This window comes from Geodermatophilus sp. CPCC 205761 (genome assembly GCF_051383655.1).
Classification (GTDB): domain Bacteria; phylum Actinomycetota; class Actinomycetes; order Mycobacteriales; family Geodermatophilaceae; genus Geodermatophilus.
Genome location: NZ_JALPKQ010000001.1, coordinates 63081 through 77254, shown reverse-complemented (window position 1 = coordinate 77254; position 14174 = coordinate 63081). Strand labels below are relative to the sequence as shown.

14 protein-coding genes are annotated in these 14174 nt (G+C 74.8%); 6 read left to right on the top strand and 8 right to left on the bottom strand.

Features of this window, described 5'->3' with window-relative positions:
- Positions 1-64 precede the first annotated feature (64 nt).
- From MY526_RS00365 to MY526_RS00355, 3 genes are all read left to right on the top strand, one after another.
- Positions 65-1753 (top strand): nitrite/sulfite reductase, encoded by a 1689-nt coding sequence (locus tag MY526_RS00365; protein ID WP_436702952.1) that lies wholly within the window; start codon positions 65-67, stop codon positions 1751-1753.
- Between the two features lie 168 nt (positions 1754-1921).
- Positions 1922-2632 carry a phosphoadenylyl-sulfate reductase gene (locus MY526_RS00360; protein WP_436689810.1) on the top strand — a complete coding sequence of 237 codons (711 nt, stop codon included), beginning with the start codon at positions 1922-1924 and terminating at the stop codon, positions 2630-2632.
- 134 nt (positions 2633-2766) lie between these two features.
- Entirely contained in the window at positions 2767-3060 is a 294-nt protein-coding gene (locus tag MY526_RS00355) for a 4a-hydroxytetrahydrobiopterin dehydratase (RefSeq protein ID WP_436689808.1), read from the top strand.
- Positions 3061-3063: 3 nt separating this feature from the next.
- On the opposite strand, the gene MY526_RS00350 is transcribed toward MY526_RS00355, so the two are convergent.
- The 4 genes from MY526_RS00350 to MY526_RS00335 all read right to left on the bottom strand — a co-directional run bounded on the left by MY526_RS00350 (position 3064) and on the right by MY526_RS00335 (position 6842).
- Positions 3064-3441: a VOC family protein gene (locus MY526_RS00350; RefSeq protein WP_436689806.1), complete on the bottom strand. Its 378-nt coding sequence runs from the start codon at positions 3439-3441 to the stop codon at positions 3064-3066.
- Between the two features lie 86 nt (positions 3442-3527).
- The gene (locus MY526_RS00345; protein ID WP_436689804.1) at positions 3528-5474 is read right to left on the bottom strand and encodes a PhoX family protein; all 1947 of its coding nucleotides are present in this window, start codon (positions 5472-5474) and stop codon (positions 3528-3530) included.
- 124 nt (positions 5475-5598) lie between these two features.
- A complete protein-coding gene (locus MY526_RS00340) occupies positions 5599-5991 on the bottom strand; it encodes a DUF3037 domain-containing protein (RefSeq protein ID WP_436702950.1) in 393 nt (130 codons plus the stop codon).
- The gene (locus MY526_RS00335; RefSeq protein ID WP_436689800.1) at positions 5988-6842 is read right to left on the bottom strand and encodes a HipA family kinase; all 855 of its coding nucleotides are present in this window, start codon (positions 6840-6842) and stop codon (positions 5988-5990) included. Before MY526_RS00335 ends, MY526_RS00340 begins: the two co-directional genes overlap by 4 nt.
- Before the next feature lie 45 nt (positions 6843-6887).
- On the opposite strand from MY526_RS00335, the gene MY526_RS00330 reads away from it, so the two are divergent.
- Both MY526_RS00330 and MY526_RS00325 read left to right on the top strand, forming a co-directional pair.
- Entirely contained in the window at positions 6888-7436 is a 549-nt protein-coding gene (locus tag MY526_RS00330) for a DUF1990 family protein (protein ID WP_436689798.1), read from the top strand.
- A gap of 53 nt (positions 7437-7489) precedes the next feature.
- A complete protein-coding gene (locus tag MY526_RS00325; protein WP_436702949.1) occupies positions 7490-8677 on the top strand; it encodes a serine hydrolase domain-containing protein in 1188 nt (395 codons plus the stop codon).
- Positions 8678-8694: 17 nt separating this feature from the next.
- Here the strand turns inward: MY526_RS00325 and MY526_RS00320 are convergent, their stop codons facing one another.
- Positions 8695-9444 (bottom strand): ABC transporter permease, encoded by a 750-nt coding sequence (locus MY526_RS00320; protein WP_436702947.1) that lies wholly within the window; start codon positions 9442-9444, stop codon positions 8695-8697.
- Positions 9441-10343 (bottom strand): ATP-binding cassette domain-containing protein, encoded by a 903-nt coding sequence (locus MY526_RS00315; protein ID WP_436702945.1) that lies wholly within the window; start codon positions 10341-10343, stop codon positions 9441-9443. The genes MY526_RS00320 and MY526_RS00315 overlap by 4 nt, the downstream gene beginning before the upstream one ends.
- 173 nt (positions 10344-10516) lie before the next feature.
- Here MY526_RS00315 and MY526_RS00310 point away from each other — a divergent pair, with 173 nt between their 5' ends.
- Complete coding sequence (locus MY526_RS00310) at positions 10517-12631, top strand: catalase (RefSeq protein WP_436702943.1); 2115 nt, start codon at positions 10517-10519, stop codon at positions 12629-12631.
- 159 nt (positions 12632-12790) lie between these two features.
- Here the strand turns inward: MY526_RS00310 and MY526_RS00305 are convergent, their stop codons facing one another.
- Both MY526_RS00305 and MY526_RS00300 read right to left on the bottom strand, forming a co-directional pair.
- A complete protein-coding gene (locus MY526_RS00305) occupies positions 12791-13603 on the bottom strand; it encodes a S8 family serine peptidase (RefSeq protein WP_436689789.1) in 813 nt (270 codons plus the stop codon).
- Positions 13581-14171, bottom strand: coding sequence for a GAF domain-containing protein (locus MY526_RS00300; RefSeq protein WP_436702941.1), 591 nt, complete (start codon positions 14169-14171; stop codon positions 13581-13583). Before MY526_RS00300 ends, MY526_RS00305 begins: the two co-directional genes overlap by 23 nt.
- Positions 14172-14174 lie beyond the last annotated feature (3 nt).

The window sequence follows — 14174 nt, the reverse complement described above, 5'->3', positions numbered from 1 at the left end:
ATCTGGCAGCGCCCACTCCGTCCCGGTATGGCGCCGGACGGGCGGCGCAGAAGGAAGTGCCCTCGTGACTCCCTCTACCGGCTCCGGCCCGACCCGGACCAGCAACCGGCCCCAGCGCGGCCAGGGCCAGTGGGCACTGGGCTACCGTGAGCCGCTCAACCCCAACGAGCGGATGAAGAAGGACGCCGACGGCCTCACGGTCCGCCAGCGGATCCTCGACATCTACTCGAAGACCGGCTTCGACGGCATCGACCCCAGCGACCTGCGCGGCCGGATGCGCTGGATGGGCCTCTACACCCAGCGCGCCCAGGGCATCCCCGGCGGGAAGACCGCCGTCCTCGAGCCGGAGGAGCTCGAGGACTCCTACTTCATGCTGCGCGTGCGCATCGACGGCGGCGCGCTGACCAGCGACCAGCTCCGGACGATCGCCGGCATCAGCACGGAGTTCGGCCGCGACGTCGCCGACGTGACCGACCGGCAGAACGTGCAGCTGCACTGGATCCGCATCGAGGACGTCCCCGAGATCTGGCGGCGGCTCGAGGCCGTCGGGCTGTCGACGACGGAGGCGTGCGGCGACACCCCGCGCGTCATGCTCAACTGCCCGCTGGCCGGCCTCCTCGAGGAGGAGGTCGTCGACGCGACCGACGTGCTCGCGAAGACGGTCGCCAAGTACGTCGGCAGCCCGGAGTTCAGCAACCTGCCGCGCAAGTGGAAGACGTCCATGTCGGGGTGCGCCGACCACTGCACGAACCACGAGATCAACGACGTCTCCTTCGTCGGCGTCCTCGACGACTACGGCCAGGCCGGCTACGACCTCTGGGTGGGCGGCGGGCTGTCCACCAACCCGAAGCTGGCCGAGCGGATCGGCGTCTTCGTCCGGCCCGACCAGGTCACCGACGTGTGGGCCGCGGTCACCTCGATCTTCCGTGACTACGGCTACCGCCGGCAGCGCAACCACGCGCGGATGAAGTTCCTCATGGCCGACTGGGGCCCGGAGAAGTTCCGCCAGGTGCTGGAGGACGAGTACCTCCACCACGAGCTGCCCGACGGCCCGGCGCCGGAGCCGGCCCGGCACGACCAGCGCGACCACGTCGGCGTCATGAAGCAGAAGGACGGCGCCAACGCGCTCGGCTTCGCGCTGCGCACCGGCCGGATCAGCGGCACGCTGCTGACCCGGGTCGCCGACCTGGCCGACGAGCACGGCCGGGGCCGGATCCGCGCCACCGCGCAGCAGAAGCTGGTCGTCCTCGACGTCCCCGACGAGCGGGTGGAGGGCCTGATCTCGGCGTTGGACCACCTCGACCTGCAGGTCCGGCCGAGTGCGTTCCGCCGCGGCACGATGGCGTGCACCGGCCTGGAGTTCTGCAAGCTGGCCATCGTCGAGACCAAGCAGCACGCCCAGGAGCTCTACGGCGAGCTGGAGAAGCGGCTGCCGGACTTCGACGAGTCCATCACGATCAACGTCAACGGCTGCCCGAACAGCTGCGCCCGGTTCCAGACGGCCGACATCGGCTTCAAGGGGTCGATGGTGCGCGACGACAGCGGCGAGATGGTCGAGGGCTTCCAGGTGCACCTGGGCGGGCACCTGGGGATCGAGGCCGCCTTCGGGCGCAAGTTCCGCGGGCACAAGGTGACCAAGGCGGAGACCGCGGACTACTGCGAGCGGGTGCTGCGCGGCTACCTGGACCGCCGGGCGCCCGGTGAGACCTTCGCCTCGTACGTCGCCCGCGCCGAGGAAGCCTGGCTGCTCTGACATGGACGACGAGCCGACGGCGGGAAGGGTCCGGCAGCTCCCGGTGTTCTGCTGCCCGTACTGCGGGGACGAGGAACTGACCCCGCACGGGGACGGGGGCGAGTGGCACTGCGCCGCCTGCCTGCGGACCTTCGCCGTCCGGTTGACCGGAACAGGAGTGCAGCACCCATGACGACCGCCGTACGTGCCACGCCAGAACTCGCCGCCGAGGCCGACGCCCTGTTCGAGGGCATCGCCGACCCGGTCGAGCAGGCGCTCGCCGTGCTGGCGTGGGCCGGGGACACCTTCGGGGACGAGTTCGCCGTCACGTCGTCCATGGCCGACGGGCTGCTCGCCCACCTGGCCTCCCGGGCGGTGCCCGGGGTGAACGTCGTCTTCCTCGACACCGGGTACCACTTCGCCGAGACGATCGGCACCCGCGACTGGGTCAGCGCGGTCATGCCGATCACGCTGGTCGACGTGAAGCCGCCGCAGACGGTCGCCGAGCAGGACGCCCAGTACGGCCCGCGGCTGCACGAGCGCGACCCCGACCTGTGCTGCTCGCTGCGCAAGGTCACGCCGCTGGCGAAGGCGCTGGCCGGCTACGTGGCCTGGGGTTCGGGCGTGCGCCGGGACGAGTCGCCGACCCGCGCCGGCACCCGGCTGGTCGACTGGGACGACAAGCGCGGCATGGTGAAGGTCAACCCGCTCGCCGCGTGGACGCAGGACGACGTCGACGCCTACATCACCGAGCACCAGGTGCCGGTCAACCCGCTGCAGGAGATCGGCTACGCGTCCATCGGCTGTGCGCCCTGCACGCGGCCGGTGGCCCCGGGCGAGGACCCGCGCGCGGGCCGTTGGGCGGGCATCGGCAAGACCGAGTGCGGCCTGCACGTCTGACGAAGGACCCCGTTCCACCCCACGATCGAAGGACCCCGTCCTCCTCACCCTTCGCGAGCTCATGGCGAGCCTCGGGACGGGGCCGCGCCGCGGCACCCTGGAACGCGGCCGTTCGAGGCGGCAGACTCACCGCCGTGGCCCCGCCTCCCCGCCTGTCCCCCGACGAGATCGCCGCCGCCCTGTCCGGGCTGCCGCTGTGGTCGGGGGACGGCGAGGGACTGCACCGCAGCGTCGAGACCGCGGGCTTCCCGGACGCCGTCGCCGCGATCGTCCGCATCGGGTTCGTGGCCGAGGAGCTGGACCACCACCCCGACGTCGACCTGCGCTGGCGCACGCTGCACCTCACGCTGGCGACCCACTCCGCGGGCGGGGTCACCGAACTGGACCTGCAGCTCGCCCGCCGGATCGACGAGCTCCTGCCCGGCTGACCCTCACCCCGGCAGGGGACAGAACAGGTCGATGCGGTACCCGTCGGGGTCGGCCACGGTCGCGTAGCGCTGGCCCCAGGGGGCGTCGAAGGGCTCGTCCACGACGGTCCGCCCGGCCGCCGACACCCGGCCGACCGCGTCGTCCACCTCGGCGGGCGAGCCGAACAGCAGCGCGAAGGCGGCGGTGTTCCCCGGCCGCGGGGGTTCGCCGTGCAGGCCCTCGAGGAGGGTGGCGGTGTCGATCATGAGGCGGATGCCGGCCTCGGCCTCCACGTGCGCCGAGTCCGGCTCGAGCGGCGGGAAGCGGAAACCGAGCAGCTCGTAGAAGGCGACGGCGCGGGGCAGGTCGGTGGCGCTCACGGCCACGGCGGCGATCTCCATGCCGCAGGCCTGCACCCGGCCTCCGACAGCACGGCGCCGTGACCCGCGCCCGGTGGTCACGGCGCCGTGAGCGGCGCAGCGGGCCGTCAGGTGCCGATCACGCCGCCGTCGTCCTTGGTGACGACGACGGTGGCCGAGCGCGGCGTGGCGACGCCGTCCTCCGCGGGCCAGGCGCTCTGCCCGTTCTCCCCTGGGTGCTGCACGTTGACGAACAGCGTGCGCTGGTCCGGGGTCATCGCGATGCCGGTGATCTCGCACTGCTTCGGCCCGGTCAGGAACCGGCGCACCTCCGGCGCTCCCGTGACGTCGGTGCGCGTGGGGTCGGCCGCGAGCATCTGGTTGTTGGCCGAGCCGGGCTGGGTGCCGTCGGTCTGGATCCACGCCCGGCTGTCGGGGTCCAGCCACAGCCCGTCGGGCGAGCCGAAGGCGTCCTCGGCGGCGATCGTGGAGCCCTCGACGCCGCCTCCCGGGCCGGCGAGCAGGAAGACGTCCCAGGTGAAACCGGTCGCCGCGTGGTCGCCGCCGTCCTCGTCCCACCGGATGATGTGCCCCCACCGGTTGGCCGTCCGCGGGTTGGCGGCGTCGGTCTCGGTGCGCTCGGTGTTGTTGGTGAGGGTCAGGTAGGCGGTGCCCGTGCGGGGGTCGACAGCGGTCCACTCCGGCCGGTCCATCGGCGTCGCCCCGACCAGCGTCGCCGCCTGCCGGGTGTCCACCAGCACCGCGCCCTGGTCGGCGAAGCCGTTGTCCGCCGTCAGCGGACCCTGCCCGTGCACCAGCGGGATCCAGGTGCCTCGGCCGTCGGCGTCGAAGCGCGCGACGTACAGCGTGCCCTCGTCGAGGGGGCTGCGGCGGCGGGCCCGCATCGACCTCCAGTTGTCGGCGCTGACGAACTTGTAGAGGTACTCGAACACCTGGTCGTCGCCCATGTAGACGACGACCCGGCCGCCCCTGGTCACGTGGACGGTGGCGTCCTCGTGCTTCAGCCGGCCCAGGGCGGTCCGCTTGACCGGCGTCGACCACGGGTCGAACGGGTCGATCTCGACGACCCAGCCGAACCGGTTGGGCTCGTTCGGGTCGCCGGCGGTCAGGACGAAGCGGGGGTCGTGCGCCGCCCAGCCGTTGCGGTCGCCGCCCACCCCGTACCGCGACACGCGCGCGGCGTCGGCCGGGGCGAGCGGGCCGTCGACCCGGAAGTACCCGTTGAAGTTCTCCTCGCAGGTCAGGTACGTCCCCCACGGGGTCTCGCCGTTGCCGCAGTTGTTGATCGTGCCCAGCGGGGTGCTGCCCTGCGGGTCGGCGCCGGTGCGCAACAGCGGGTGCCCGGCGGCGGGCCCGGAGAAGGCCATCGGCGACGTGGCGGTGATCCGGCGGTTGCGGGCGGACCGCACCGGGGCCCACTCGCCGGAGCGGCCGCGCTCGATCTCCACCACGGAGACGCCGTGCGCGGCCTGCGACTTGTGCACGCCCTCAGCGGTGATCGGCTTGTAGCCGGCGGTGTAGCTCCCGGTGTGCAGGTAGAACTCGTCGGTGTACTCGTGGTTGAGCACGAGCAGGCCGCGCTCGTCGCCCCGGCGCCCCGACTCCAGCGGGAAGTACGTCATCCCGTCGTGGTGCATGCCCACCTGCTCGGCCTGCTGGGCGGCGGTGTTGCCCGACGCGTTGCCGCCGGGCTCGCCGGGGGTCCCGGGGACGAACGCCGGGTGCGCACCGGTGATCGGCGTGCCCCACGGGATCAGCACCCGCGCGGTGTAGCCGGCGGGCACGTGCACCACGTCGTCGGTGCTCGGCCCGATCGGGGCGAAGCCGAGCAGCGCCCGCCCGGCACCGCGGCCGGGCGCGGCCTGCGCCGCCGGGGGCGCGACCAGGCTCGTCGTCAGGAATCCGGCGGCGGCGAGCACACCGCCGGTGAGCACGGCTCGGCGGGAGACCCGCGCCGTCACGAGGTCCGACAGCGGGGTGCTGCTGGTCGGGTTGGACGGCAGGTCGTCGGGGTCGACGGCGTCGGGGCGGGCGGGGTCGGACGTCAGCGTCACGGAGGATGCTCCTGGGATTCGGCGGTGGACCGCCGCGGACGCTAGGGAGCCGGATCGACGGCGCCGTGGCCGCCGGGCGGCCGACCGGTGAACCCGGTGGCCACCCGCCGTTCACCCGTCCCGGTCAGCCGGCGACGGGCAGCACCAGGAGGCGCAGCAGCCGGTCCGCCTCGGCATCGGGGTCCTCGGTGAGCCCCGTGTGCACCGGGCCCGGCTGGACGACGGTGCTGCGCGGCGCGGTCAGCCAGCGGAACCGCGACCCCAGCGCCTCCCGGCCGGCCGCGCCCACCCCGGGGTCGGCCGCGCAGACGTCGGCGGCCACCTGCAGCGCCCGCCGGATGGCCCGGGCGTCGGCGGTCGGGTCCAGGGCGTGCAGCCGGTCGACGTCGAGGTGCACCCGCGAGCCGAGGTAGTCCCGCTGCCGGCAGTAGACGAGGACGCCGGCGTTCAGCGACTCCCCCCGCTCGACCCGCGGCACGACCCGCAGGACGGCGTACTCGAAGGTGTCCCGGGTCATCGCTGGGTCACCCCCTCCGGCGGTGGCGGCCCCAGCCACGACGGCCGGTTCTCGCCCCGCGGCGCCCGGCGGCGCGACCCTCCGGCCTCCGCGGCGGCCACCAGCGGCGGCAGCCAGGCGTCCCGGGCGGCCAGCCGGGCCAGCAGCTGGTCGGCGTAGCGGGCGCGGACGGCGTCCGGGGCGTCGTCCGGGGAGGGACCCTCCAGCCACTCGTCGGGCACCTGGGCCAGCACGCCGGCCAGCAGCTCGGGCGTCACCCGCGGCCCGAGCGCGGCGTCGGCCGCCCGCAGGTCGGGCGCGCAGTCGATCAGCGCGTGCTGCGCGGCGTCGTAGGGCCGCGCAACCGCGGCCGCGGCGCCGGGCCAGTGGTGGTGGAACGTCAGCGCGGCACCGTGGTCGATCAGCTGGAGCCGGCCGTGCCAGAACAGCATGTTGGGGTTGCGCCAGGAGCGGTCGACGTTGCCGATCAGCGCGTCGAGCCAGAGCACCCGGCCGGCCGGCTCCGGCTCCACCGACGCGACGCCGGCCTCGAAGTCCAGCGCGCCGGGCAGGTAGTCCAGGCCGAGGTTGCGCCCGGCCGAGCGCTGCAGCAGCTCCTGCACCTCGGGGTCGGGCTCCCCCACCGCCAGCTCCGGCGCCACGTCGACGGTGACCAGCGCGGGCACCGGCAGCGACAGCGCCCGGGCGAGCTCGCCGCACACGACCTCGGCGACGAGGACCTTCACGCCCTGCCCGGCGGCCCGCCACTTGACCACGTAGGTGCCCAGGTCGTCGGCCTCCATGAGCCCCGGCAGCGAGCCACCCTCGCGCAGCGGGGTGACGTAGCGGGTGGCGGTGACGGCGGGCAGCACAGTGGCCGCGACCCTACCGGCGGCCCGGCCGGGGAGACTGCGGGCGTGGGCCTCCTCCGCGCGACCTCCCCCGCCGACCTCGCCGACGCGCCGTTCACCTATCCCGATGTGGGCGCGACCCGGGACGCCGAGCTGCCGGCCGGCTACGACCACGTCGAGCGGTCCGTCGTCGTCGGCCGCGGCGACGCGGTGTTCGAGCGCGCCGCGGCCGCGGTGTTCGACTGGCGGGCGCAGCGCGGCGTCGGGCTGCGGGTGGCGGCGAGCGGTCCGGCGTCCGAACCCGGCACGGTCGTCGTCCTCACCGCCGGCCTGCCGCGGCTGGGCTACGACATCCCCTGCCGGGTCGTGTGGGCCCGGACCGACGGCGACGAGCACGGCTTCGGCTACGGCACCCTGCCGGGGCACCCCGAGAGCGGCGAGGAGGCGTTCCTCGTCCGCCGCACGCCGGACGGCGAGGTCGTCTTCGCGGTGCGGGTCTTCGCCCGGCTGGCCTCCCCGCTCGCCCGTCTCGGCGGGCCGGTGAGCACCGTCGTGCAGCGCCTGGCGACCGCGCGCTACCTGTCGGCGATCCGGCGGGCCGCCCGGGACCGATGAGTCCCGGACCGCCGGCCGGTCGGACCTGGGAGCGAGCGGACCGGGGAGGCGGCGTGGGGCTGGCGGAGGACGTCGAGGCGGTGGTGGCCGGCTCCGTGGCGGCGGGCGGGGTGCCCGGCGCGGCGTGGTGGGTGTCCCGAGGCGGCGAGGTGGCCCGGGGCGCGGCGGGGGCGCACACGCCGGGCGGCGACGACCGCATCGGACCGGACACCGTGTTCCGCATCGCCTCGATCACCAAGCCCGTGGTCGCCGCGGCGGCGATGGCGCTGGTCGACGACGGCACGCTGGTCCTGGACGACCCGGTGGACGACGTCCTCCCCGAGCTCGCGGACCGGCGGGTCCTCGCCGACCCGGCCGATCCGGCGGCGGGGACCGTGCCGGCCCGCCGGGCGATCACCGTCCGCGACGTCCTGACGTTCCGGCTGGGGCTCGGGCTGGACTTCACCGCCCCGTGGCCGTCGCCGACGGTCGCCGCGCTGGGCGACGCCGGCCTGCCCGCCGGACCGCCCAACCCGCAGGCGACGCCGGAGCCGGACGAGTGGCTGCGCCGGCTGGCCACCGTCCCGCTGGCGTACCAGCCCGGGGAACGCTGGCTGTACCACACCGGCGCGAGCGTCCTGGGTGTCCTCGTCGCCCGGGTGGCCGGCCGGCCGCTGCCCGACGTGCTGGCCGAGCGGGTGCTCGATACCCTCGGCATGGCCGACACCGGGTTCGGCGTGCCGGAGCACGCGCGCGGCCGGCTCGGTCCGCACTGGACCCCGCCGTCCGACGACGGCACCCGCGCGCTCTACGACCCCGCCGACGGCCAGTGGGCCCGACCGCCGGCGTTCCCCGACGGCGGCGACGGGCTGGTCGCGACCGTCGACGACCTCGCCGCCTTCGCCGGGATGCTCGCCGCGGGCGGCCGCACGCCGCGCGGGAACCGCGTGCTGAGCGCGGCGGCGGTCCGGGCGATGACCACCGAGCAGGCCGGCCCGGTCGACGACGAGGGCGGCGGCTGGGGGCTGGGCATCGGCGTCCGCCGGGCCGACGAGCCGGGCGGCCGGCACGCCGGGTCCTTCGGCTGGGACGGCGGCCTGGGCGGCTCCTGGTGGACCGATCCGGTCAGCGGGGCCACGGCGATCCTGCTGACCAACCAGATGTGGTCCTCCCCCGAGCCGCCGGCGGTGTTCGGTGACCTCCGGGCCGTCGCCTTCGGTGCGGCCCCGCCCGCAGGCTCGTGCCGAGCCGGCGAGGCGTGAGGGGGGCGGGGTCCTCCTCAGACGTCCCGGCGCTCGATCAGCACGGCGCCGATCGCCCAGGCCCCCAGCGCCCACGCACCGACGACCACCAGGCCCACCGGCCAGGTCGACGCGCCGACGAGGAACGCGTCCTCGCCGACCCGCAGCGCCGGCAGGGCCTCACCGAGCCGCTCGGTCCACGGCCCGCCGTCCGCGGCCAGCAGCACCGGAAGGACCAGGACGAGCAGGAGACACGCCCCCACGCCGCCGGCGGTCGAGCGGAGCGCCGTCCCGACGGCCACCCCCAGCACGACCAGCGCGACCGCGCTCAGCACCTGCAGCCCGAGCGGCCGCAGCACGGAGGGGTCGGTGAGGTCCACGCCGCCGGGCACGACCGTCAGGAGCCGGGCGGCGAGCGCACAACCCACGGCCAGGACGACGGAGAGGACGGCGACGAGCGCGGCGACGACGACCGTCCGGGCCAGTTGCAGCCGGGTGCGCCGGGGCACCGCCGCGTACGAGGCGAGCGCCATGCCGGTGGTGTGCTCCCCTGCCCCGACGAGGACGCCCAGGACGACGAGCACGACCTGGCCGAACCCGAACCCGGTCAGCGCCGTGGAGACGGCGACGCCCGCCGCCGGCGCCCGGTCGGTGACCGCCGCGGCCAGCCAGCTGAACGCCCCGACCACCACCACGTAGACCGCGCTGGACCACCACGTCGAACGCACCGAGCGCAGCTTGGTCCACTCGCTGCGCAGCAGCGCGGGGAACGGGACGCCGCGGCTCACCGGGCCACCGCCCGGTACTCGACCTCGTCGCCGGTGAGGGCCAGGTAGGCCGCCTCGAGGGAGACCGTCACCGCGGTCAGCTCGTGCACCCGCACCCCGGCCGCGAAGGCGACGTCCCCCACGGCGACGGTGTCCAGGCCCTCCACCCGCAGCGCGCCGTCCACCTCCAGGGACACCAGCGCCCCGGCCTGCCGCAGGGCCGCCGACAGCAGCGGCGCCCGCGGGCTGCGCACGCGCACGGCCGCGTGCCCGCCCAGCAGGTCGGGGACGGACACGTCGGCCAGCAGCCGGCCCCGGCCCAGGACGACGAGGTGGTCGGCGGTGTCCTCCATCTCGCTCATCAGGTGACTGGACACCAGCACCGTGCGGCCCTCGGCGGCCAGCCCGCGCAGCAGCTCGCGCACCCAGCGGATCCCCTCCGGGTCCAGCCCGTTGACCGGCTCGTCGAGGATCAGGACGTCGGGGTCCCCCAGCAGCGCGGCGGCGATGCCGAGCCGCTGCCCCATGCCGAGGGAGAAGCTGCGCACCCGCTCGAAGGCGACGGCGCCGAGGCCGACCAGCTCGATCACCTCGTCGACCCGCCACCGGGGCAGCGCGTTGCTCTGCGCGAGGGCGAGCAGGTGGGCGTGGGCGGTGCGGCCGGGGTGCCACGCCCGCGCGTCGATGAGCGCGCCGACCCGCCGCGCCGGGTGGTCCAGCTGCCGGTAGGGCACGCCGAGCACCGTCGCCGTCCCGGCGGTGGGCCGGGTGAGCCCCAGGACACAGCGCATCGTCGTCGTCTTGCCCGAGCCGTTGGGGCCGAGGAAGCCGGTCACGCGGCCCGGCTCGATGCGGAGGGTGAGGTCGTCGACGGCGACCCGGTCCCGGTACTCCTTGGTGAGGCCGTCGAGCTCGATCACGCGCGTCAGCATGACGACCGCGGACCCGGCTCCCGCGGAGGCGCGGCCGTCCGTGTGACGCGGCGGGCGCCTCGGGTCGCCGGTGCCCCACCGGATTGCGGCCGTCCGTTTGTGACGCGGCGGGCGCCGGGTAGCGGTCCGGTACCGCACTCGCAGTCCCGTCAGGAGAAGCCATGCCCCCCGCACGTCAGCCCGACCAGTCCGCGCCCGCCACCGTCAGCCCCACGGGGGTGGTGTACGAGGGCCCGGCGGCGGGCCGCGACCCGCGGGGACAGGCCGGCGACGCGCTCACCACGCCCAACGGCGTCCGGATCCCCGACTCGGACCACTCGCTCAAGGCGGGCCCCCGCGGCCCGGTCCTCCTCGAGGACTTCCACCTGCGCGAGAAGATCATGCACTTCGACCACGAGCGGATCCCGGAGCGCGTGGTGCACGCCCGCGGCGCGGGGGCGCACGGCGTCTTCACCGCCAACGGGAAGGCCGCCAAGGTCACGCGGGCCGCCGTCCTGGCGGAGAAGGGCCTGGAGACGCCGGTCTTCGTGCGGTTCTCGACCGTGCTGGGCTCGCGCGGGTCGGCCGACACCGTGCGCGACACCCGCGGGTTCGCGACGAAGTTCTACACGCGGGAGGGGACCTGGGACCTGGTCGGCAACAACATCCCGGTCTTCTTCATCCAGGACGCGATCAAGTTCCCCGACATCATCCACGCCGGCAAGCCGCACCCGGACCGGGAGATCCCGCAGGCGCAGTCGGCGCACGACACCTTCTGGGACTTCGTCACCCTCCACACCGAGGCCACCCACCACACGATCTGGAACATGAGCGACCGGGGCATCCCGCGCAGCTACCGCACGATGGAGGGCTTCGGCGTCCACACCTTCCGGCTGGTCAACGCCGACCGGGAGACCGTGCTGGTCAAGTTCCACTGGAAGCCCCGGCTGGGCGTGCACTCGCTGACCTGGGAGGAGGCGCAGATCGCCGCGGGCGTCGACCCCGACTTCCACCGCCGCGACCTGTACGACGCCATCGAGGCCGGCGCCTTCCCCGAGTGGGACCTCGGCATCCAGGTCTTCCCGGACACCCCCGAGGAGACGTTCGAGGGCATCGACCTGCTGGACCCGACGAAGATCGTCCCGGAGGAGCTCGCGCCGGTGCAGGTGATCGGCACGCTGGTGCTCAACGGCAACCCGACCAACTTCTTCGCCGAGACCGAGCAGGTCGCGTTCCACACCGGGCACCTGGTGCCGGGCATCGAGCCGACCAACGACCCGCTGCTGGCCGGCCGGAACTTCTCCTACCTCGACACCCAGCTCACCCGGCTCGGCGGCCCGAACTTCACCCAGATCCCGATCAACCGGCCGCACGCGCCGGTCAACGACAACACCCGCGACGGCTTCCACCAGCACGCCGTCCACACCGGGCAGGCGCCGTACACGCCCAACAGCGTCGACGCGGGCGCGCCGTTCCCCTCCGACTGGGCCGAGGGCGGCTACGTGAACGTGCCGCGGGTGATCCAGGGCGAGGCGGTGCGCGCGGCGCCGGCGTCCTTCGACGACCACTTCTCGCAGCCGGCGCTGTTCTACGCCAGCCTCACCGGCGTCGAGCAGCAGCACGTCATCGACGCCTACACCTTCGAGCTCGGCAAGTGCTACGAGCAGGGCATCAAGGAGCGGGCGCTGACCGTGCTGGCCCGGATCGACGCCGAGCTGTGCACCCAGGTCGCCACCGGCCTGGGCCTGCCCGCGCCGGAGCTCGACCCCGTCCGGCCCACCGTCGAGTCCCCCGCGCTGCGCCAGATCACGCCGACCCCCTTCCCGATCGCCGGCCGGATCGTCGGCGTGGTGGCCGGTCCCGGCGCCGACCTCAAGGGCATCGCCACGCTGCGGACGGCGCTCGAGGCGGAGGGCGCGCTGCTGCGGGTCATCGCCCCGCACGGCGGGCAGCTCGTCGACGGCAAGGACGTGGAGATCGTCGAGCGGACCTTCGCCACCGGCCGGTCGATCGAGTTCGACGCGATCGTCGTGGCCGACGGCGCCCCGAAGGACGGCGACTTCCGCGCGCTGGTGATGCTTCAGGAGGCCTTCCGGCACCTGAAGGCGGTCGGCGCGTGGGGCGACGGCGTGCAGGTGCTCCAGACCGCGGGCATCGACGTCGAGGCCCCGGGCGTGCTCACCGGCAAGAAGTCGGACAAGGCGCTCGCCGCCGGCCTGGTCGGCGCCCTCGGGCTGCACCGCGCCTGGGACCGCACCCCGCTGGTCAGCGCCTCCCTGGTCCCGCCGACTGTCTGAGCTCCGCCCCCGAGGGGCAGAAGTGGCCACTTCTGCCCCTCGGGCACCCCACCTGGTCCACGAACAGGAACGTCCGCGTCGCCATGTCGCCTCCGTGCCGGAGGACAGCACTGTGACCCCGCGCCTGCCGGAACGCATCCGTTCCGCTCCGGCACCGGCTCAGGCGGTCGGGGCGGCGTTGTCGGCGGTCGCCTGCAGGACGGTCTTCACCTGGAACGGCGTCAGGCCCGGGTGCTTGGCGAGGATGAGTGCCGCGTAGCCCGCGATCACCGGGGCGGCGAAGCTGTTGCCCGTCGCCGTGATGGCACCGCCGTCGAGCCAGGCGACGTCGACGTCCACCCCCGCCGCCCCGAACTCGACCGGCGGGTCGGGGTTGTAGGCGAAGCCCGGGCCGGGCCCGGGCCGGGCGGCCACCGAGCAGACCGACGAGTAGAGCGACGGGTAGCTCGCGGCCGGGGTGTTGTTCACCGCGGACACGAGCAGCACCCGGCGGAAGTAGGCCTCGTCGGCCAGCTCGTGGAACAGCGGGAAGTACTCCCGCCGCGACGTGCTCAGGCTGAGGTTGACGACGTCCATCCCGGCCTGGATCGCCCAGCGCAGGCCGGCGGCGAAGACCAGGCCCTTGCCGGTCAGCCGCCGTCCGAGGACCCGGACGCTGTGGATCTCGCAGTCGGGGGCCAGTCCCCGGATGACCCCCGCGCAGGCGGTGCCGTGGCCGAACAGGTCCTCGTGCGGCCCCTCGAGGACGCGGACGTCGTCCGGCGCGTCCGGGTCGTACTCCAGCGCCACCGCGCCGTCGACCCCGCCGACGCGCGGGTGCCCTCCGTCGACGCCGCTGTCGATGACGGCGACCTTCACGCCCCGCCCGGTCGAGCCGCCCCAGGCCCACTCCCGGGTGATCGGCACCCCCAGGGGTCGGACCGTCCCCAGCCGCTCGGCGGTGAACGGTTCAGACCAGGCCGGCAGGTCCACCGCGCCGTCCCACGTAGGCGAGGAACTCGCTCAGCAGCCCGACGACGACCCGCTGCTCGGCTGCGCCGAGCCGGGACACCTGGGCGAGCACGGCAGCCGGGTCGGTTCCGGGCGGTGCGGTCGGCGACGTCCGCGCCAGGCCGATGGCGAGCGCCGCCTGGTCGGCGAACAGGGTGAGCAGGTCCATGTCGTCGCGGCCGTCGACCGCCTGCCGGTCGAGCACCTCGACCACGCCGATCGCCTCGCCGGAAGCGGTCATCGGCGCGGCGAGGATGGACCGCGGCACGTAGCCGGTGGACTCCGCGACGTCGACGGCGAAGCGCGGATCGGCGCGGACGTCGTGGACGGCGATCGGCTGCCCGGACGAGACCACCCACCCGGCGATGCCCCTGCTCACCGGCAGCCGCAACCCGACGACCTCGTCGGCGCCCGCCCCGCTCGCGGCGCGGAAGACGAGGTGCTCGTCGTCGGGCTCCAGGACGGCCAGCGAGCAGGCCGCTGCACCGAACACCCGGCGGCCCAGTTCGGTGAGCGACGCCAGGAGGGCATCCACGTGTTGCGCGGCCACGAG